Genomic DNA, 20767 nt, shown 5'->3' on the forward strand with positions numbered 1-20767 from the left:
GCGGCCAGAATCGCTTCGTGCTCGGCCATGGCCAAGTGCGTGACCTGGGTGTCGTGGAGAAGCCGGAACAGGTGCACGTGCGTGTGCAGGCGAGCGAGCGCTTCGCGGATGACCTGGTTCTCCGCGCTCAGGGCGACGAGATCGTGAAAAGCGGCGTCGCGTAGCCCGAAGGCGCCATAGGCCATGATCCCGTTGCCCCCCTCCAGCTCCGCCATCTCCTCCAGCATTCGTCGCAGACCGGCCACCTGCTCCGCGGATGCGCGTTCGGCGGACCTGCGCGCCGCTGCCGGCTCGAGGAGCAGGCGGAGCTCAAGCATGTCCTCGAATCGCTGACGGGTGATCTGGGGGGGAATGCGATAGCCGGCATGGGGAACACGCACGACCAGGCCCTCGGCCTCCATGCGGTTCAGAGCGTCTCGGATCGGCGTCTGCGAAACCCCCAGCTCGCGCGCCAAGACGTCGATCGTGACGCGGGAGCCAGGCTCGATCCGTAGCGACATCAGCTGTCCGAGCAGCGTGTCGTACACCTCGTCGGCAAGCCGGCCGCGGGATCTTCTCGGCGGCGTACCGCCCGTCATGACCCCACGGCGCCGCGTGATCATCACTTCGTCGTCCATCGTGACGTGAGGTCCTTTCTTAGGTTTTCAGAAACCTGTTGACTTCGGTCGCAACGCTGCGGGATGTTGACGCCCCCATTCGGATCGTATAGGAAAGGTGGCGGATGCCAGCCATCCTTAACCCATCACGGAACCCCCCGCCATCGCTCCGCTTCGATCGGTTGGAGCTCCTATGAGCATGCTCGACGTCCTACTCAATTCGCCATCGGGCCGATAAGGACCGAAGGACTTCTCGACTGCTTGAAGCCCCCATCGCGTCGCGGCGTACTCGTGACGCCGGTCTGCGGGTCAGCCCCTGCGACAGCCGGCAACACGCCTGAAACAACCCCCCAGCAACTGCTCGGCGAAGCACGCAGCAAGGCTCCAGAGGTCCCCACCCAGAAAGCAGGCAAGAAGATGCCAAAGCGAATAGGACGACTGTCCGTTCCCGGTCGGAAGATGCGGCTGGCGACGGCGGCCATGTTGGTGGCCACGACCATGGCGGCGTGCGGCCAGGACGACGGCGCGCAGTCGAGCGCCCCCAAGGCGCCGGCGACCATCCCGGAGCTCACCAAGGACCCGCTGACCCTCAAGTTCATCTGGTTCGACTGGCCCCCCGCCCACGCGCTGGAAGACTTCGCGAACGCGGAGTACGCCAAGGAGCGGCCGAACGTGACCGTCAAGGTGAACACCGTGCCGAACGCGAACTGGCACGACGCGATGTTCACCCAGTTCGCAGCGCACAAGACCGACTTCGACATCGCGGTCCTGGACTCGCAACACATCGGCGAGGCCGTGACGAACGGCAACATCCTCGACATCACCGACTTCGTCAAGAAGAACATCGACGTCAAGGCCTACAACCCGTACCTCCTGGCGGCCTACGGCCAGTACCCCCAGGCGGAGACCGGCAAGCGCGACGAGAACGCCAGCCTGTACGGACTGCCGCTGCTCGGCGACACCTGGACGATGATCTACCGCAAGGACCTGATCGGCGACAAGCCGCCGCAGACCTGGGACGAGATGATCTCGGTCGCCGAGAAGTGCCAGACGGACAACCCCGGCGTCAGCGGGCTGGCTTTCCACCAGGCCAACGGTTCCGACGCCGCGGCCGTCACCTACAACACGGTCAACGGCGTCTACGGCGGCAACCTCTGGGACGCCAAGACGCGCAAGATCGACGGCGTCCTCAACGACGCCGCGGGCCAGGAGGCGATGGACGTCCTGGTCAACAAGATGAAGCCGCTGACCGCCAAGGGTTCCGGCAACTGGTTCATCGACGAGGTGAACGCGGCGGTCGCCCAGGGCAAGGCATGCATCGCGTTCAACTGGATCGCCGCGAGCGGCGGCCTGCTCGACCCGAAGCAGTCGACGCTCGGCACCACGCGCGAGCAGATTCTCGACAAGCTGGGATTCGCCCCCCTGCCGAGCCAGAAGACGAACCTGGTGCCTCTCGGCGGTATGGGGATGCACGTGTCGGCCTACTCCTCCGAGGCGAACCAGGCGGAGGCTCTGAACTTCATGAAGTGGTTCGAACAGGCTGACATCCAGAAGAAGTGGGCCGCGGCCGGTGGCGTGCCGGCACGTACGGACGCCCTGGAGTCGCCCGAGTTCCTCAATGCCGGGCCGTTCAACAAGGTGTACGCCGACTCGGTTCCGCGGATGCGGGACATGTGGAACGTGCCCGAGTACGCGCGCCTCGTCGACATCGAGAACACCAACGTGAACGCGGCTCTCAACGGCGCGAAGAACCCGAAGGACGCGCTCGACGACATCGCCAAGCAGCAGCAGGGCGTGCTCGACTCCGGCAACCGCAAGGGCGGCGGCGGACTGTGAGTTCCCCTCTGACGACCGACCACCCCGGGCAGGTGGCGTCCGCGACGCCGCCTGCACCGGGGCGGTCCCGCCGCTTGAGCGACCGCACGCTCGCCGTGGCCTTCATCTCCCCGGCGCTGCTGCTGTTGCTCGCGATGTCGGTTTTCCCGTTGCTGTGGGCGTTGTACCTGTCGTTCACCGACTACTCGGCCACCCGCGGGGGGCCGGCCCATTTCGTCTGGTTCGAGAACTACACCGCCATCCTGGCGTCGGCGCAGGTCCACCTGAGGGCCCTGACGACGTTGATCTACGTGGTCGGCGCGGTCACCCTGCAGACCGTGCTCGGTTTCGCCATCGCCTACCTGATCTCACGGCGCACGCGCGGGCGAGGAGTGCTGACCACTCTGTTCCTGGTTCCGATGATGCTGTCGCCGGTCGTCGTCGGATTGTTCTGGCGGTTCATGCTCGACGCGCAGTTCGGCGTGATCAACAGCATGCTCGGCTCGCTCGGCCTGGGGCAGGTGGAGTGGCTCACCCGGCAGCGAACGGCCCTGATCTCCCTGATCGTGGTCGACACCTGGCAATGGACGCCGTTCATCATGCTCATCGCACTCGCGGGCCTCACCGCGGTTCCCAAGTACTTGTACGAGGCCGCCTCGATCGATCGCGCGTCCGAGTGGTTCAAGTTCCGCACCATCACGCTTCCGCTGGTGTGGCCGCTGCTCCTCATCGCCGTGTTGTTCAGGGCCATCGAGGCCTTCCGGCTGTTCGACCTCGTCTACATCCTGACCAACGGAGGCCCGGGGGTCTCCACCGAGACGTTGTCGTTCCACGTCTACAAGGTCGGCTTCCTGGGCTTCAACACCGGAACCGCCTCGGCGTACGGGATCCTCATGGTCCTCATCGTCATCGTCCTGACGCAGCTCTACCTGCGCTACTTGAACAAGCTCAAGGAGGACTGATGGCCGTCTCCGTCGACGAGGCCGTGTCCACAGGTCCTGGCCGGGATCACACGCCCCCCGCGCGTCGCTTCGGCGGCCGGGGCCGCGCCGTGCTGGAGGCCGCCCTGCTGGCCGTGCTGGCCGTCGTGATGCTCTTCCCGGCGCTGTGGATGATCGAGACGTCCATCAAGGAGAACCGGGACGTCTACGCCATCCCGGCCAAGTTCTTCGACTTCACGGTCACTTTGGACCATTTCAAGGACGTGTTCGTCGCCTCCGGCGGCCGCTCGGCCTTGTCCGTCTCATTCCTCAACTCCGTCGTGGTCGCCGGGGTCTCCACGGCGCTGGCCACCGTGCTGGGGGTCCCGGCCGCCTGGGCCTACTCACGCTTCGCCGTGAAGGCCAAGAAGGACCAGCTGTTCTTCATCCTGTCCACCCGCTTCATGCCGCCCGTGGTGGTCGTGATCCCGATCTTCCTCATGTACCGCCAAGTCGGGCTCATCGACAGCAAGCTCGGTTTGATCCTCATCTACGCCGCGTTCAACGTCCCGTTCACGATCTGGATGATGAAGGGGTTCGTGGACGAGGTGCCCGCGGAGTATGAGGATGCCGCCATGCTCGACGGCTACACCCGCTTGCAGGCGTTCTGGAAATTCACCCTTCCCCTGCTCCTGCCCGGCATCGCCGCGACCGCGGTCTTCGCACTCATCTTCTCGTGGAACGAGTTCGTGTTCGCCATCTTCCTTACCTCCAGCGACAGCGTGCGGACGGCCCCACCCGCCATCGCCGGCCTCATCGGTGGAACCACTGTGGACTGGGGTCTCGTGGCCGCCGCCTCCGTAGTGTTCGCCCTACCGGTGCTCGTCTTCGCCTACCTGGTGCGCAAGCACCTCGTCGCCGGTGTGACGCTCGGGGCGGTGCGACGCTGATGGCCGGCATCGAGGTGACCGCCCTGCACAAGCGCTACCCGGACGGGACGGTCGCGGTCGAACACGTGGACCTGTCCATCGGCGACGGCGAGCTGTTCGTGATGCTCGGCCCTTCGGGTTGCGGCAAGACGACCACGCTGCGGGCCATAGCCGGCCTGGAGAGGCAGACGACGGGCGACATCCGCATCGGCGACACGCTGGTCAACGACCTGCCGCCCGCCGAGCGCGACATCGCCATGGTGTTCCAGTTCTACGCTCTCTACCCGCATCTGAAAACGCGCGACAACCTGGCGTTCCCATTGCGGGCCGAGGGACTGCCCAAGGCGGAGGTGCGCGAGCGGGTCGACGAGGCCGCCCGGCTGATGCGGCTCACTCCGCTCCTGGACCGGCGACCGCACCGGCTGTCCGGCGGGGAGCAGCAGCGCGTCGCGCTTGCCCGCGCCCTGGTGCGACGACCGCGCGCATTCCTCATGGACGAACCTCTCACCAATCTGGACGCGGAGCTGAGGGAGGACATGCGCACGGAGATCAAGCACCTGCAGGGGGAGCTGGGGGCGACGATGGTCTACGTCACCCACGACCAGGTCGAGGCGATGTCGCTCGGTCACAGAATCGCCATCCTCAACAAGGGCCGCGTCGAGCAGATCGGCACGCCGCTGGAGGTCTACGACCGTCCCGCGAGTCTCTTCTGCGCCGCGTTCATCGGCTCCCCGCCGATGAACCTCATCGAGGTGGAGGTGGCCGACGGGAAGCTGCGCAGTAAGGGCGGACTGGTCCTCACGCCACCGCCAGGCCTGCCGCGCGACCGTTTCCTGGTCGCAGGCGTCCGGCCGGAGGCGCTGGAAGTCACTGAACCGGGGGCGGAAGGTTCGGTCCCGGCCCGGGTGGTCTCGGCGGAGTGGCTGGGCGACGAGATCATCTACGTGGTTGACCACGGTGGCCAGCGCGACGTACGGGTTCGGATGCCACCGACTGTCCGTTTCGCCGCTGACGCACCGGTCGGGCTGCGGCACACCGGCGGGCCCCCGCCGGTCTACGACGTGAGCACGGAAGAGCTGGTGGCCTGATGGGAACCGTGGCAGTGCACGGGCTGTGCAAGTCCTTCGGTAAGGTCCAGGCCCTGGACGGGGTGACGCTGGACGTGCCGGACGGCTCGTTCTTCGTCGTGCTCGGACCCTCCGGCGCGGGCAAGACGACGACCCTGCGAGCGATCGCCGGCCTCGAGAAGCTTGACGCCGGGTCGGTGCATCTGGACGGGAGAGACGCGACCGGTGACGCCCCGGCCGCACGCGACCTGGCCATGGTCTTCCAGAGCTACGCCCTCTACCCGCGACTCACGGCGTACGAGAACATCGCGTCGCCGCTGCGGGCACGCCGTTGCTCTTCGAGCGAGATCGCCGCTGCCGTCGAGCGGATGTCGAGCCTGCTGCACATCGAACGTCTGCTGCAGCGTCGTCCGGCGCAGATGTCGGGCGGTGAGATGCAGCGTGTCGCCCTGGCTCGGGCGCTGGTCCGCCGCCCGCGCGCGTTTCTCATGGACGAGCCGCTGACGAACCTCGACCTCAAGCTCCGCGTCGAGATGCGCACCGAGCTCACCCGCATCCACCGCAGCCTCGGAGCAACCTTCGTCTACGTGACCAACGATCAGGTCGAGGCCCTGTCCATGGCCGACCAGATCGCGGTCCTCAAGGACGGGAAGGTGCAACAGGTCGGAACACCGGCCGAGGTGTACGAGCGTCCGGCCAACCAGTGGGTCGCGGGATTCGTCGGGAGCCCGCAGATCAGCCTGCTCGCCTGCCACGCCGAGGGAGATCGGCTGGTCGGGGCGGAAGGCTGGACGCTGCCGCGGCCCCGCTGGACCACGGCTGAGGACGGTCGTCCGCTGGTGCTGGGCCTGCGCGCGGAGGACCTGTCCGTCGAGCAGCGTGGGGACGCGTCGTTGCCGGGTGAGCTCTACGGCCTTGAGCCGCTCGGTGACCGGACGGTGGTCGACGTCCAAGTGGGGACGGAGATCCTCAAGGTCAAGGCGCGGCCCACCTTCACCGGTACGCCGGGCGAGCGGCTGCATGTGACGGTCGACCTGGACCGTGCGCACCTGTTCGACGCGGGCACCGGGCTGGCGCTGTCCGAGGCCGGGAGGTAACCGCCCGGGAGGTAACAGCACGGGAGGTAACAGCACAGGGCGGCGACGTCACCACGTGCCCGTACGTGGCGATCGAGCCTCGGCGGACCGTCACCGTGAGCACGGCCCGACGACGCCGGAGCAGCCATGGCCCGAGAAGGCGATCGGTGGCGCGGGCGCCGCCCTGCGGCCGGGGCCGGGGCCACGTTCGACCCCCTCGGCAACTGCGATCCCCAGACGAGGCCGTGTGACCCGTTCGTCGACGCGTGTGCGCGATCGCCGAGGTCGCGCTGGACATCACCAAGAACATCACAGGAGGCGACGCGATGAGTGACCCGATGAACGTCCTGGCCCCCGAGCACCGGCGGCTCCGGATCGGCGACGCCTGGCGCGACGCCGCCGGCGGAGCCACGTTTGCCGTCGAGGACCCGGCCACCGGCAAGACCATCGCCGAGGTGGCGGACGCCGGCGTCGTCGACGGGCTCGCCGCTTTGGACGCGGCGAGCAAGGCGATGGCGGAGTGGGCGGCGGCCCCGCCGCGAAAACGGTCAGAGTTGTTGACCGCGACGTACCGCGCACTGACCGAGCGATCCGAGGAGGTCGCCCGGCTGATAACGCTCGAGATGGGCAAACCCCTCGCCGAGGCTCGGGCAGAGGTGGCCTACGGCGCCGAGTTCTTCCGTTGGTTCGCCGAGGAGGCGGTGCGCGTCGAGGGGCGCTACAACACCGCTCCCAATGGTGGATATCGCATCCTCACCGTGCCGAAGCCGGTCGGACCGTGCGTCTTCGTGACGCCCTGGAACTTCCCGTTGGCCATGGGTGCCCGCAAGATCGCTCCTGCGCTGGCGGCGGGCTGCACGACGATCACCAAGCCGGCCGCCCAGACGCCGCTCACCATGCTGTTCCTGGCCCGCATCATGGAGGAGGTCGGCGTTCCCCCGGGCGTCGTCAACGTCGTGACGACCAAGCGTTCCGGCGAGGTGGTCTCAGCGCTGCTGGCCGACCGCCGGACCCGCAAGCTCTCGTTCACCGGGTCGACCGAGGTCGGGCGCGTGCTGCTACGACAGGCGGCGGACAACGTGCTGCGCACCTCCATGGAACTGGGCGGCAACGCGGCCTTGATCGTGTGTGCCGACGCGGACCTGGACGTCGCGGTCGACGGTGCGATGGTGGCCAAGATGCGCAACATCGGGGAGTCCTGCATCGCGGCCAACCGGATCTACGTCGAGGAGCCGGTGCGCGAGGAGTTCACGGCGCGCTTCGCCAAGCGGATGGCCGCGCTCTCGGTGGGCCATGGTCTCGACGACGGCGTGGACGTCGGGGCGTTGATCGACGAGGCCTCGGTCAGCAAGATCGACGAGCTCGTCGCCGACGCGGTCGGTCGCGGCGCCCGTGTCTTGGTGGGCGGCGAGCGTCCGGATGGGCCCGGCCATTTCTACCCGCCTACGGTCCTCGTCGACGTGCCCGGAGACGCGCGGATCCTGGAGGAGGAGATCTTCGGGCCGGTGGCGCCGATCATCTCGTTCACGTCCGACGACGAGGTGATCGCGAAGGCCAACGACACCGAGCACGGCCTGGTCGGATACGTCTTCACCCGTGACCTCCAGCGGGCGCTCCGGTTCACCGAAGGGCTGGAGACGGGGATGGTCGGCATCAACCGTGGTCTGATCTCGGACCCGTCGGCTCCGTTCGGAGGCGTGAAGCAGTCCGGGATCGGCAAGGAGGGGTCGCACGAGGGCATCCTCGAGTACCTCGACGTCACCTACGCGGCGATCGACCTACCGTGACCGGCCTGCTGCTCCGGGTGCCCGCCGAGGATCACCGCGCCCTGCGCACACATGACCTGACCGCCCTCCACCCGGGGGGCGGAACCCGGACCATGGTCGCGACCTCGACTCGTACCGCCCTTGACGACGATGTCCGCGGGACCCTCGACCCGGCTGACCCGCCCGCCAAGGGCGACGTCTTCATCGCGATGGACCCGAGAACGCCCGGGCACGACCGAGTCCGGGAGCCCGGCGCGCGCCTGCGCCACCCGGCGGCCAACCTTGCCGACGCCGTCCCGGTCTCGCAGGTGACCTGGACGTCCGCCCAGCAAATCACCGCCGACGTTCCAGAGAGGCACTGACATGCTTGAGACCGTCCGCGGACCACGCCAGCTGATAGTGGGCGAAGGGGTCGCGCAGAACATCCCACGAGTGGTGGCCGAGTGTGGCTCGCGAGTCCTCGTCGTGACCGACCGGGTTCTTCTGGGGCAACCGGGCGTGGCCGAGATCGTGGCCGCCGTGCGGGAGAAGGTCGCAGTCGTCGGGGTGTTCGCCGACGCGACTCCGGACGTGCCACTCGCCGATGTCGCCCTGGCCGTCTCGGCCGCCGCAGAGGTGGACGCCGACGTACTCCTTGCCATCGGGGGTGGCACGGTGATCGACCTCGCCAAAATCGTCGGCGTCATCCGGCGCCACGGCGGGACGCCGCGCGACTATTACGGCGAGTCGAAGGTGCCGGGGCCGACGATGCCTCTCGTCGCGGTCCCGACGACGTCGGGCACCGGCTCCGAGCTCACGCCCGTCTCGGTGTTGACCGACCCGGACCGCGAGCTGAAGGTGGGGGTCTCCAGCGTCCACATCGTGCCCGACTTCGCCATCGTCGACCCCGAGCTCACCTACACCTGCCCTGCGAGCGTCACTGCCCACTCCGGCATCGACGCGTTCTGTCACGCGGTGGAGAGCTACACGGCGCGACCCCGGGCCCACGGACCGCGCGACCCGGTGGAGCAGGTCTTCCTCGGCCGCAACTCGATCACCGATCACTACGCGCTCCTGGCCGCGGAGCGGATCGCCCGCAGCTTGCCCCGTGCCGTCAGGGACGGAGGCGACAAGGACGCGCGCGCGGACATGTCCTATGGGTCCATGCTGGCCGGGCTCGCATTCGCCCACGCGGGCACCGCGGCTCCGCACGCTCTGCAGTACCCCATCGGCGCAGCCACCCACACGCCGCACGGCCTGGGCGTCGGGCTGCTGCTGCCCTACGCGCTGGACGCGGCCAGGGATGCCATCAGCGACCGGTTGGCCATCCTCGCCGGGGTGTGCGGGCTCGACGTGACCGACGCCTCGGATGCCGAGGCCGCAGACGCGTTCCTCACCTGGCTCGACGGGCTCCTTGCCGACATCGGCATCCCTGCCACCCTGGCGGACATCGGCGTGGCACGCGCCGACCTCCCGCGCTTCGCGGAGATGGCCAGTGGCGTCACCCGCTTGATCCAGAACCATCCGGGCCCGGCCGACACCGCCAGCCTGACCGCGATCCTCGAAGCGGCCTGGACCGGGGACCGGACCCGGCACGTCCTGACTCAGGGGCAGAGATAGTGACGGGCCTTTCGCACGACGACGAGTTCCCTGCCCCACCCTGGAGATCGGAACTGTCGGCTACGCACTGATGGGAGCCGCCCATTCCCGGCCTGGCGTACGGGCTGCACGCCCACCAGGCCGCGGCCACAACAGCCACGACCCCACCGGTCCACCTCGCTCCATGTGGTGACATGAGGTCGTCATTCCGCTGCGGATTGATCAACTGTGATGTCGCAAGACATCGGAACCCTCGAACCTACGGGTTCGGGGGTTTCTTCGTGACGAGCTTGAACACCCAGCGCTTGGAGACGCCGCAGGAGCGGGCGACCTCCGCCGGTGAGCGGCCCTCGAGGACGACCGCCGTGATGATTATTCGATCCGGGCTCAGGCCGGCCGGGCGGCGGGCCTGAGGCCGTCCATCAGGAGGTCCAGCAGGCGACCGGCCTTGGCTTCGTGCTCGCGCCGGGGGGCCACGGTGAAGATGCCGATGAGGGAGGCGGCGATGTCTTCGGCGGTGACATCGGAGCGGAGGTCGCCCGCCGCGCGACCGGCGTCGAGAATCGTGGTGATGGCCGCCAGTAGCTCGCTCCGGGTCTGCGCATGGGCGATCTCGCCCGACTCGATCATCGCAAGCAGCGTGTCGAGCATGCCGTTCTTGGTCGCGATCCAGTCCCCGAACAGGTCCATCCAGCGCCGCATCGCCGCGGCCGGGGGCAGCCGGCCGAGCAGCTCGCGGGCGCCGCTCGTCAGCCGCACGACCTGGTCCCGGTAGACCGCGTCGATCAGCGACTCGCGGGTCGGGAAGTGCCGGTAGAGCGTGGCGATGCCGACACCGGCCTCGCGGGCGATCGCACGCATCGACGGCTCGCCGTCAGCCGACATGAACACGCGGGTCGCCACCGCGAGCAACTGGTCGCGGTTACGGGCTGCGTCCGCCCGTGGCGCGCGCATCTCCGCCTCAGTCAAAACGGATCACGCTCCGGTTGTGTTAGGGTCGTCCATCGAAACGGAGCATAGTCCGTTTCAACGTGTTCCTCGGTTCTCGGTTCTCAAGGAGACATGCGTACATGCAGGGACAGAGCGAACAACCGCCGACGGGCAGGAGCAGGGCGGTCCGGCTCGATTCATTCGGCGGCCCCGAAGTCCTGGACATCCGTGATGTTCCCGCTCCGCAGGCCGGGCCGGGACAGATCCGCGTGCGGGTCACCGCGGCCGGCCTGAACCCGATGGACTGGATCATGACCGCCGACGCGGACACCGCCGCCCGGTTCGGCCTGAGCCTCCCGGCCGGTTTCGGGACCGACTACGCGGGACTGGTCGACCAGGTCGGTGACGGGGTGACCGGCTTCGCGCCCGGCGACCGGGTGTTCGGGGGCGCCCTGTCCCGTGCGGTCGCCGACTTCGTGGTGATCGACCTGGCCGGGGGGATCGCGGCGAACGAGGCCCATCACACTCCCGACGGCGTCGACGACCGCACCGCCGCCACCCTCACGATCGCCGGCCGTACGGCATCCGCCGCCCTCGCCGTGATCGACCCCGGCCCGGACGACACCGTGCTGATCGGCGGCGCGGCGGGCGGGGTCGGGGTGTTCGCCGTCCAGTTGGCCCGGATAGCAGGAGCACGCGTGATCGGGACGGGATCGGCGACGTCATTCGATTACCTGCGCGATCTCGGAGCCGAGCCGGTCGCCTACGGCGACGGCCTCGCCGACCGGATTCGGGCCCTCGCTCCCGGCGGTGTCACCGCCGCCATCGACCTGCACGGAACGGAGACCGTGCACGCCGCAAGGGAACTCGGCGTCCCGGACGGCCGCATCTGCACCATCGCCGCGCAAGTCGGCGGCGTGGCGGCAGCCAACGGCGCGAACGCCACCCCCGGCGCCCTGGAAGAGGTCGCCCGCCTGGTCGCGGCGGGCCGAATCCGGGTGCCCATCGCGGCGAGCTTCCCGGTGGAGCAGATCCGCCGCGCGGCCGAGCTCCAGGCCGGCCGGCACGTGCACGGAAAGGTCGTGATCGACCTCTAGATCACGTAGGTGGACGGAAATACGCCCTCTTCGCCTGAGCCGAGCAGAAGCGATCGGTCTTTGTGCAACGACGCGGTCAGTCAGGCCGATGACGCTTATGCAGTGTTCCCGGCCTTCAGGAGGGCATCGGGTGATTCCCGCCCCAAGCGGCATCGGTACTCGGCAGGAGTTCGCCGAACAGCTGACTCTGACGAGGGAGCGCGCGGGATTGACGGTTCGCGACGTCGCGAACCTGGTCAACGTCCCCTTCAGCACAGTGGGAGGCTACTTCAGCGGCCGTCATCTTCCCCCGGTCAAACCCCGGAACCTGCTGCAGGACATCCTCCGGGCCTGCGGGATAACCGATCCCGTCCAGGTCGAGGAGTGGTTCCAGGCGCTCAGCCGAGTGCGCCGTGCGCCGGGGAAACGGCCGGCCCATGCTCCCGTGCCCTATCGAGGGCTGTCCAGCTTCCAGATCGAGGATGCCGAGTGGTTCTTCGGCAGGGAACGCCTGACCCGGGTCGTGCTGGAGCGGGTCGCCGATCGCCGCCTGCTGGTTCTTGTCGGGCCCTCGGGGTCGGGGAAGTCGTCGGTGTTGCGGGCCGGTGTCATACCCGCGCTGAAGTCCGGAGCCCTCCCCGGCGCCGACGCCTGGAAGGTGGCGCTGTTCACTCCCGGTGAGCGGCCCCTCGATCGGCTGGAGGAGAGTGCGGGTGCAGACCTTCTCGTGGTCGACCAGTTCGAGGAGGTCTTCACGGCGGGCGCGGACGAGACGGAACGGGAGAAGTTTCTGGACGCTCTCGCCGTACGGCCGGCGGTGCTCTGCCTGCGAGCCGACTTCTACTCCCACGCCCTGCGTTACAGGTCGCTGATACCCGCCCTGCAGAACCAGCAGATCGTGGTGGGACCCATGACGGAGCGGGAGCTCCGATCGGCGATAGAGGGGCCCGCCAGGAAGGCCTGTCTCGACCTGCAGGAAGGGCTGGTCGAGCTCATCCTCCGGGACGTGGCGCCGACGGACCGAGGGACGGGTGCCGCACACGACGCCGGTTCTCTGCCGCTGTTCTCCCACGCACTGCTGAGCATGTGGGAGCACAGCAGCCGCAATCAGCTGACCATCGCCGACTACCGGGAGACCGGGGGGATACGCGGCGCCGTCGCCCGTACCGCGGAGAGCGTCTACCGCGGCCTCACCGATCCTCAGCGGCGGTTGGCGCGGCAGGTCCTGCTGCGCCTCGTGCACGTCGCGGAAGACACGGGCGACACGCGCCGCCGGGTCGATCTCGACGAGTTGTACCCGCTGAACGGCGACGTCCACGAGGTGCTCGACAGCTTCATCGCACACCGGCTGGTCACGACTGAGACGGATCAGGTGGAGATCGCTCACGAGGCGCTTCTGGTGGCCTGGCCCCGACTCCGGGAGTGGATCGACGGTGATCGGGACGGGCTCCGCACGCACCGGCTGCTGACGGCGGCGGCCGAAGTGTGGCGGGAGTCCGGACGAGACCCGAACGCCCTTTATCGCGGCAACCGTCTGGGCATCGCCGCGGAATGGGCGGCGGAGCCGAGCCACGCGGACGGCCTCAACCACCTGGAACGCGAGTTCCTCGACGCGAGCGTCCGGCACGACCTCGCCGAGGCACGGTTGGCGAGGCGCCGTACCCGCCGGCTTCAGCAGATGATCGCGGCGCTCGTCGTGCTGGTGCTGGTGGCCTCGCTCGCCACGGTCCACGCCCTCCGCCAGGGAAACATCGCCGCGGAGCAGCGGGACGTCGCGATCTCCCGGCAACTGGCCGTGACCGCGCAGAAGCTCAGAAGGAGTGATCTCGCCCTGGCCGCGCAGTTGTCGCTCGTCGCCTATCGGACCGCGCACACCGCGGAGGCCCGGGCGAGTGTCCTGGAGTCATCCCCACTCCCCGGGGTGACGCGGATGATCAGTTCCGGCACCGTCCTGCAGGCGGTGGCCGTGAGGGGGAACGTGCTGGCGACGTCCGGCGCCGACAGAAAGATCAGGCTGTGGAACCTCGCCGCCGCCGGCGGGCCCGCACCGGCCGGAGGACCGCTCACCGGGCACGCCGACACCGTCTTCTCCCTGGCCTTGCGGCCCACGGGCGACGTCCTCGCCAGCGGCTCCGGCGATCGGACCGTACGGCTCTGGAAGATCGGCCCGCAGGGCTCGGCCGCGGCGCTGAGCGCTCCGCTCACCGCCACGGGCACGGTCTACTCCGTCGCTTTCAGCCCGGACGGGCGGGTTCTCGCCGCCGGCGCTTCGGACGGAAGCGTCAGGTTCTGGGACGTCACGAACCCGGGCCGGCCGGTCGCGCTCGGCGAGCCGGTAGCGGCTGCCGCCGGCGCCGTGCAGTCGGTGGCGTTCAGTCCGGATGGGAAGGTGCTCGCGGCGGGAAGCGCGGACAGGACGGTGCGTCTGTGGAGCGTCGCCGACCCGGGGCATGTCGTTCCGATCGCGCCGCCCATGCGCGGGGCGGGCAAGACCGTCTATTCCGTCGCTTTCAGCCCCGACGGCAGAACGCTGGCCGCGGCGAGCGGCGACACGACCGTCCGGCTCTGGGATCTGACCAGGCCCCGGCGTCCGGTGCTGCGGGGAAGCCCGCTGAAGGGTCCTGCCAGCTGGGTCAACTCCGTCGCGTTCAGCCCGGACGGGCAGCGGCTCGCCGCCGCCAGTTCCGACGGCAACCTCTGGATGTGGGACCTGGACAGCGGGCGCGCATCCCTGCCGCTGCCCCATCCCGGTCCCGTGACAGGGGTCGTGTTCGCCGGCGCCGACGCCGTCACCAGCGCCGGCGACGGGGCGGCGCGCAGATGGCGGCTCCCGGAGCCCCGACTGACCGGTGCTCAGGCGCCCGTCTTCTCCGTAGCCTTCGGCGCCGGCAATCACGTTCTCGCGGCCGTGAGTTCCGACGACACCGCTCGGCTGTGGAACGTGCGTGATTTCCGGCGACCCGTTCCGCTCGGTCAGGTCATCACCCATGCGGGCGGTTCGAGTCCCGCGTCGGGTGCGGCGGCCCTGACGCCGGATGCCCGCACGCTCGCCGTGGGGACCGTGGACGGAGCGGTGCAACTGTGGGACGTGACCAGTCCGGACAGGCCCCGACCGTATCCGCTTCGCCTGACGGGCCCGGGACGGAACATCGAGTCGATCGCCTTCAGCCCTGACGGCCGGACGCTCGCCGTCGGCGGGGACGACAGCAAGCTGTGGCTGTGGAACCTCGGCGATGCCGGGCATCCGTCCCTGCTCGGCACGCCCATCTCCGACTTCCGCAACTACGTCTACTCGCCGGTGTTCAGCCCGGACGGCCGTATCCTCGCCGCGGGCAGCGCGGACGGCACCGCACGCATGTGGGACGTCACCGACCCACGGCGGCCCGTGCCACTGGGGAGCCCTCTCACGGGACACGGCGGCTACGTCTTCATGGTCGCGTTCAGCCCGGACGGTCACGTCCTCGCCACCGCGGGCTCGGACGACCTGGTGCGGCTGTGGGACATCCGCGACCCGCGGCGACCCGCGCTCATCGGCAGGCCGCTCACGGGAGCCCGCGACTACGTCTACTCGCTGGCCTTCAACCACAACGGAGAGATCCTGACGGCGACCGACGGGAACGGCGAGGCTCTCACCTGGAACGTGTCGGATCCGCGCAGGCCGGTGCTCCTCGCCGCCCTGGCGGCGTCGGACCAGGCCGTGTTCGCCGACGCCTACGACACCGGCACGGACGTGCTGGTGACCTCGGGTGCCGATCACGTCGTCCGTGTCTGGGACACCGACGTGGAGCGCGTGGCGGCGGACGTCTGCGCGATCACGGGAACGGCGATCACCGCGACCGAATGGCGGCAGTACGTGCCCGACAAGGCGTACGACCCGCCCTGCGCGCACCGGACCTAGAGGTCGAGGTCGGGCACGCCCTGCCGAAGGTCCTCGCGAAGCAGGGCGGCCCACTGCGCCAGCCGTCCGGTGCGGATGTCGCCGTCGCCGCCGAGTTCCCGTCCGACCCAGTTGAAAGCGGCCCAGGCCACGCGCGCCGACCAGTCGATGACCTCGTCGGGGATGGCGGGGTGATGCGGTGCGAACCCGTCGGCCGGATCCGGAACGTGCAGCAGAAGGTCCTTGCCTGCGGTGCGGCGGCTCAGCACCCCCTCCAACCGTTCGTACAGCCCGCGCGTCCTGCGCGCCCACCGCTCGCCGTCGTATCGGCCGGGCAGGTGGTCGCCTTCGATCCTGCGGCCCCACCATGACAGGTAGGCGTCGGGAACACGCGCGTAGATCACCCGGGCGCGGGTTCTCGCCAGCAGGTCGAAGGCCCGCGCCTCGAGGTGGGGATGGCGTTCCCGGCCGTCGAACGCGGCGGGCCGCACGAGGATCACCGCCTGCCACGGACGGCCCGCGCCCGCGGCCTCCTCGATGCGTTCGGCGGCCGAGATCCACGCCCTGATCCGGCCCGCCGCGCTGTCCTGCGGAATCGGGACGACCCTCCCGTCGGGCGCGACCTCGACGTCCCCTCTGATGAGGACGAACTGCCACCCCAGCGCCTCGGCCAGCAGCGGGGCGGCCAGTCCGGTACCGTGCCGGCCGCCCACGACCACCAGGGAGCAGGGACGGTCAAGGCTCCGGGGAGCGACGCTCGCGGCGCGCTGGCGGCCGCCGACGGCGTCCTGAACGAGCAAGTGGGCGGGCCAGGCGCGGGCCACCGGCTCCCAGGTGCGATGGTCGGGACCGCCCTGCCAGGTGGCTTCCTGACCGTCGTCGAGCACGCGCCTGGTGCGTGCCATCAACTCGAGCCGCACGGACCAGAAGGCGGGATCGTTCCTTGCTTCCTCCTCGGCCGACAGCCGGACCCCGGACTCGGCGGCGAGTCGCCGCGCCGCGTGGAGGGGCAACGGGTGGGCGCCGTCCTTGAGGCTGAACTCCGCCACGGTTATGGCAGGCGTGCGGTAGCGGCCACCGCACACGATCTGATCGAGCCGTACTTCGAAGCGCTCGGCCGACACGGGATCGCCGAGCAGCGCGTGTGCCGCCGCCAGTGGAGCCGGCAACGGGGGCGTGGCGACCTGCTCCAGATAGGGGCGCAGCCGCGCGAGATCACGCAGCGCGGCCGTGAGGTGCTGCGAGGCGCCGAGCACGTTCATCACCTCGCTTTCGGGAAGCCAGCCCATCTCCATGAACAGGCGGGTGACGGGGATCCCGGACGCCTCCCCGAGCTTGCGGAGGAAGTCGGGCTGCACGCTCCGCTCGTACGCCAGGACCTTGGCCACCGTGCTGGGGGGTACGCCGGTCTGGCGGGAGATCTCCGCGGCCGTCGTGCTCATGCCGCGTTCCCTCATGGCGTCCAGGCACATCCTGATCGCCTCACGGCCGCGGTCGATCCTGTCATGGTCGGACCTCGGGACTCTGCTGCTCGGCACCCTGCCCCCTTCTCGCGCGCATGACCATAACCGCTGTGTACGGCCTTGTACGGGCAATGCGAAATCTGTTCACCCCTGGCACGGACGCCGGTTTTGCTGATGCCGTTCGCGCACCACCGAGACCTCGTGAGACCTCGTGATCCGAAGGAGGCGTGCCATGGACATCGACCGCCGGGGTGGTGAAGAGGACGGCGACACCTGACCGCCGCGGGTCGACATGTACGCGATTTCGGTACATGTCGGCCCGTGTTTTCGAACTAAGCTGCGCAGTCCCGAAGCGGCACCACGCATCACCTCACCCTGGGTGCTCGTCGAAGGAACGGTCCATCCGCTCGGCGGCCTCCGCGTCGCCGTCCGGAGACCGTGTCCGTGGTGCCGGTGGGCGGAAGGACGGCTATGAACAGGAAGCACAGGTGGATACCGACGCGCTAGCGGATCACGTCGTCTTCGTGGTCGCCAGTTACCTCATGCGCCTGGCGGCAGGCGTCCCGCATCAGTCCGGGGACGCGCACGCCGCTTCGCTGTACCGGCTCATCGCCGGCCGGTTGCAGTCGTCCGGCAACGGCGACGAGATGAAGAAGTTCAAGGAGAACCCGCGGGATGCGGGCGAACGAGCGGTGGTGCGGTATCTGGTCCGCCACCATTTGGAGCAGAACCCCGGGTTCCGGTCGGTGCTGTTCGACGCCGCGAAGGTGCTCCCTTCCGAGCAGGCGGACAACCCCCGAGCGGGGGTCGGCGCCAGGCCGCAGAGCTCGCCCCGTTACGGCCACAACCCCACAACCCCCGCCACTGACGACTTCTGGAAGACCGGCGGCGCCAAGACCGTCGCGGCGATCGTCCTGGTCGTCCTGTTGATCATCGCGAAGCTGATCTCATGGGGCCCCGGCGGAATCTGGAGTTCCTCGCTCACCGCCGACTCGACGTGCCGGGAGTATCTGGCGTCCTCCCCTCAGGAGCGCGACGCCGCGGTCAAGGATATCGGCGTGCAACTGCACGATTCGGAGGCGGGCAGCCCGTTGAGAGTGATCAACACGGAGTACATGTGCGGGCAGGCGCCCGATATGAAGCTCGGCGCGGTACTGCGCGACAGCCAGTGACATTCGGTGGCGGTCGCTGACAGCCGGGGGGCGGCCACGGGCGCGCCGCCCCCCGGCGACACTCCTGGGATGCCGTCCGCAGGAGGGCGGCCGGCGAATCGGATCACGCCCGGAGAGAACGCGGGACCGGGCGTGGTCGCCCCGGCGGTGGTCTGCGGCGGTGGTCTGCGGCGGTGGTCTCCGCCCCGGACCGCTCAGGGAGCCCCTGCTGACGCGTCCGCCACGCACCCGTCGTCCCCCCGTACCCGGAGGAATAGATCATGCTTCCCGAGCGCCTCATCCAGGTCAGAGAGATCGGCGACACCACGGGGTTCTACTGGAGTCCCGCATCCGCCGACGGCCGGCACCTGCTCCTCGAACGAGGCGAGGTCGTGCTGTGGCACGGCGCTTGCACCGTCCGCGACCCCGGGAACTGGGCATTACCCGAAAGCGCCGAAGTGGTCGTCACCGACAGGCGCACCGCATTCCTGACCACCAGGTTCGACACCGGCGGGGGCTGGATCGGATTCGGGGCTGTCGGCCTGACGCTGTCCATCGCGGCGAACGCGGTCAGCAAGCACCGAGCGGCCAAACGCAGTGCCGGCAAGGTCGCCATCGGGCACGTCCGTCACGAATGGCTCACCGGGCTTCTGCTGCGGCACAGCAAAAGGCTGATCGGCGGCATGGACGTCTGTCTCGACCTGTCCGTGCTCTGCCGTTCCGGCCGCCGGACGATCCAGTTCTGGAACCCGCTCGTCATCGACAAGGAGTTCGCCCACTGGCTGGCCGGGGTCGTCGCCCGGCAGCGGCTGGGCCTCGCTCCGCGATCTCCCGTGGCGGACAGGGATCTACGCCGTTACGCGGGAGGCGGCCACGATGTGCCATCCCAGGGCCGTCCTGAAGACGTGTGCTGGACCTTCCCCGGCGACATCGGCACCCTCATCGAGCGGCTCGCACCGCGATGACCGTCACGCCCACGGCGGCTCTCGCGACGGCCCGACGGCCCGACGGCCGCACACGAATGGACACCCTCGGCGCGCTTCCGCAGGTTCCCTGCGGTGATGACTGCGAGAATGGATGAAAGGTGACCCTCAACACCCCCGAACATCTGGAAGACGACGCCACCTCGCCGCAAGACCGGAGGGCTGAACGTCGTCATCGTCGCGGCAACGTGTGGATCGCTTCCTGGACCACGGTCGTGACCTCGTTGATCACGCTCATCGGTACGCTGGCCACTCTCCATTCGGCACCGGACGACCTCGTCCGCAAGGTGGTGCCCAACGCGGAGGTCACCCAGACCGTCACGCAGACCGCTGTTCACACGGTGACGGCGAGGGCGACGGTGACCGTCACGACCACCCCTGGCCTGAGCGAGCCGCCGACCGACACCCCCACCTCCGGCGTCACCGATTCGACGGTCTATCTGGCGGACCTGAGCGATCAGATCACGGATTACCGGGGGAACCACGACAGCGGCTCGTACGCCATCAACGGGCACGACTACCCGCACAGTGTCGCTCTCAGTTCCTACGGCGTGGGGACGACGTCCTGGGCGGAGTACACCCTCAACGGGTCGTATTCGTTCTTCAGGGCGAGGCTGGGCCTGAACGACGTGATGAGCACCGACTCGGTCTCGGAATTCGCCGTCTACGGCAACGGCAGGTTGCTGAAGAGAGTCCGCGTCTCGTACGCCGGACAGATGGCCCTGGAAGTGCCCGTCAAGGGGCTCGTCAAGCTGCGGATCGCCGCCACACGGACGGCCGGCGGCGACGGGGGAGCCCTGAGGGGCGCCGTTTTCGGCGACGCGCTTCTGTCTCCGTGACGTGACCCGGTTGCGCTGCGGGGCCGCCCCGCGCAACTCGGCGCCGTCCCGTTCGTGTCCGGGTCCGGAGCCGCACCGACCACTAGGGTGGGTGGATGAACGCGACGGGAACGACGCATGACGCGTTCATGCTCGTTCCCGTCGCCGGCACGCCCGACGCCACCCCATCCGGGAGACCCGACACGATGACCAACGCCAAGGCCGGCGTCGACGTGGTGGTGCTCACCATGAACGACCGGCCCGAGCCGTTCCGGCGGGCGATGGCATCCCTCCTCGCCCAGAAGGAGGTCGATCTTCGGGTGGTCATCGTCGGCAACGGCGTGCAGCCCGACGATGTGCCGGACGGGGCCCGGACGGTGGTCCTGCCCGTCAACGAGGGCATCCCCGCCGGACGGAACATCGGCGCCGACGCCCTCGCCGGGCCGGACGCCGGCGAATTCGTGTTCTTCCTCGACAACGACGCCGTCCTGCCCACCACCGACACCCTCGCCCGGCTCGTCGCGGTCGCCCGCCACCACCCCCGGGCGGCCTACATTCAGCCGCGCATCGCCGACCCCGGCACCGGTGCGACGCTGCGCCGCTGGGTGCCGCGCCTGCGGGCCGGCACCGCCACCCGGCCCGGCACCATCACCGTCATGGCCGAAGGCGTCGTCCTCATCCGCCGCGCCGAATACGAACGGGCCGGCGGGTGGCCGGGACAC

At 69.2% G+C, this 20767-nt stretch carries 17 protein-coding genes; 14 read left to right on the forward strand and 3 right to left on the reverse strand.

The features are described 5' to 3' along the window. Nucleotides 1-617: GntR family transcriptional regulator (locus AAH991_RS38425; protein ID WP_346230879.1), on the reverse strand; the 617-nt coding region annotated here is incomplete at its 3' end. 438 nt (nucleotides 618-1055) lie between these two features. Between AAH991_RS38425 and AAH991_RS38430 the strand changes: the two genes are divergently transcribed. From AAH991_RS38430 to AAH991_RS38465, 8 genes are all read left to right on the forward strand, one after another. After that, nucleotides 1056-2432, forward strand: a complete 1377-nt coding sequence (locus tag AAH991_RS38430) for an extracellular solute-binding protein (protein WP_346230880.1) — start codon at nucleotides 1056-1058, stop codon at nucleotides 2430-2432. A 74-nt stretch (nucleotides 2433-2506) separates the two neighbouring features. Then, entirely contained in the window at nucleotides 2507-3373 is an 867-nt protein-coding gene (locus tag AAH991_RS38435) for a carbohydrate ABC transporter permease (RefSeq protein WP_346230881.1), read from the forward strand. After that, nucleotides 3373-4281, forward strand: a complete 909-nt coding sequence (locus AAH991_RS38440; RefSeq protein ID WP_346230882.1) for a carbohydrate ABC transporter permease — start codon at nucleotides 3373-3375, stop codon at nucleotides 4279-4281. Before AAH991_RS38435 ends, AAH991_RS38440 begins: the two co-directional genes overlap by 1 nt. Further along, entirely contained in the window at nucleotides 4281-5348 is a 1068-nt protein-coding gene (locus tag AAH991_RS38445) for an ABC transporter ATP-binding protein (protein ID WP_346230883.1), read from the forward strand. The genes AAH991_RS38440 and AAH991_RS38445 overlap by 1 nt, the downstream gene beginning before the upstream one ends. Then, nucleotides 5348-6424: an ABC transporter ATP-binding protein gene (locus AAH991_RS38450; RefSeq protein ID WP_346230884.1), complete on the forward strand. Its 1077-nt coding sequence runs from the start codon at nucleotides 5348-5350 to the stop codon at nucleotides 6422-6424. Before AAH991_RS38445 ends, AAH991_RS38450 begins: the two co-directional genes overlap by 1 nt. A gap of 305 nt (nucleotides 6425-6729) precedes the next feature. Next, complete coding sequence (locus AAH991_RS38455) at nucleotides 6730-8190, forward strand: NAD-dependent succinate-semialdehyde dehydrogenase (RefSeq protein ID WP_346230885.1); 1461 nt, start codon at nucleotides 6730-6732, stop codon at nucleotides 8188-8190. Then, complete coding sequence (locus AAH991_RS38460) at nucleotides 8187-8531, forward strand: hypothetical protein (RefSeq protein WP_346230886.1); 345 nt, start codon at nucleotides 8187-8189, stop codon at nucleotides 8529-8531. Before AAH991_RS38455 ends, AAH991_RS38460 begins: the two co-directional genes overlap by 4 nt. Nucleotide 8532: 1 nt before the next feature. Then, nucleotides 8533-9768 carry an iron-containing alcohol dehydrogenase gene (locus tag AAH991_RS38465; protein ID WP_346230887.1) on the forward strand — a complete coding sequence of 412 codons (1236 nt, stop codon included), beginning with the start codon at nucleotides 8533-8535 and terminating at the stop codon, nucleotides 9766-9768. Between the two features lie 366 nt (nucleotides 9769-10134). Here the strand turns inward: AAH991_RS38465 and AAH991_RS38470 are convergent, their stop codons facing one another. After that, nucleotides 10135-10701, reverse strand: a complete 567-nt coding sequence (locus AAH991_RS38470; RefSeq protein ID WP_346230888.1) for a TetR/AcrR family transcriptional regulator — start codon at nucleotides 10699-10701, stop codon at nucleotides 10135-10137. 116 nt (nucleotides 10702-10817) lie between these two features. On the opposite strand from AAH991_RS38470, the gene AAH991_RS38475 reads away from it, so the two are divergent. Both AAH991_RS38475 and AAH991_RS38480 read left to right on the forward strand, forming a co-directional pair. Then, the gene (locus AAH991_RS38475; protein WP_346230889.1) at nucleotides 10818-11774 is read left to right on the forward strand and encodes an NADP-dependent oxidoreductase; all 957 of its coding nucleotides are present in this window, start codon (nucleotides 10818-10820) and stop codon (nucleotides 11772-11774) included. Nucleotides 11775-11871: 97 nt separating this feature from the next. Beyond that, nucleotides 11872-15651 (forward strand): nSTAND1 domain-containing NTPase, encoded by a 3780-nt coding sequence (locus AAH991_RS38480; protein WP_346230895.1) that lies wholly within the window; start codon nucleotides 11872-11874, stop codon nucleotides 15649-15651. On the opposite strand, the gene AAH991_RS38485 is transcribed toward AAH991_RS38480, so the two are convergent. Continuing rightward, on the reverse strand, nucleotides 15648-17072 hold the full coding sequence (locus tag AAH991_RS38485) for a hypothetical protein (protein ID WP_346230890.1): 1425 nt from the start codon (nucleotides 17070-17072) through the stop codon (nucleotides 15648-15650). The genes AAH991_RS38480 and AAH991_RS38485 overlap by 4 nt on opposite strands. A gap of 509 nt (nucleotides 17073-17581) precedes the next feature. Here AAH991_RS38485 and AAH991_RS38490 point away from each other — a divergent pair. The 4 genes from AAH991_RS38490 to AAH991_RS38505 all read left to right on the forward strand — a co-directional run. Next, on the forward strand, nucleotides 17582-18265 hold the full coding sequence (locus AAH991_RS38490) for a hypothetical protein (RefSeq protein ID WP_346230891.1): 684 nt from the start codon (nucleotides 17582-17584) through the stop codon (nucleotides 18263-18265). A gap of 260 nt (nucleotides 18266-18525) precedes the next feature. Then, complete coding sequence (locus AAH991_RS38495; protein WP_346230892.1) at nucleotides 18526-19209, forward strand: hypothetical protein; 684 nt, start codon at nucleotides 18526-18528, stop codon at nucleotides 19207-19209. A gap of 206 nt (nucleotides 19210-19415) precedes the next feature. Next, nucleotides 19416-20066 (forward strand): NPCBM/NEW2 domain-containing protein, encoded by a 651-nt coding sequence (locus AAH991_RS38500; RefSeq protein WP_346230893.1) that lies wholly within the window; start codon nucleotides 19416-19418, stop codon nucleotides 20064-20066. Nucleotides 20067-20161: 95 nt separating this feature from the next. Further along, nucleotides 20162-20767 (forward strand): glycosyltransferase family 2 protein (locus AAH991_RS38505; protein ID WP_346230894.1); only part of this gene is annotated, 606 nt, incomplete at its 3' end.

This window comes from Microbispora sp. ZYX-F-249 (genome assembly GCF_039649665.1).
Classification (GTDB): Bacteria; Actinomycetota; Actinomycetes; order Streptosporangiales; family Streptosporangiaceae; genus Microbispora; species Microbispora maris.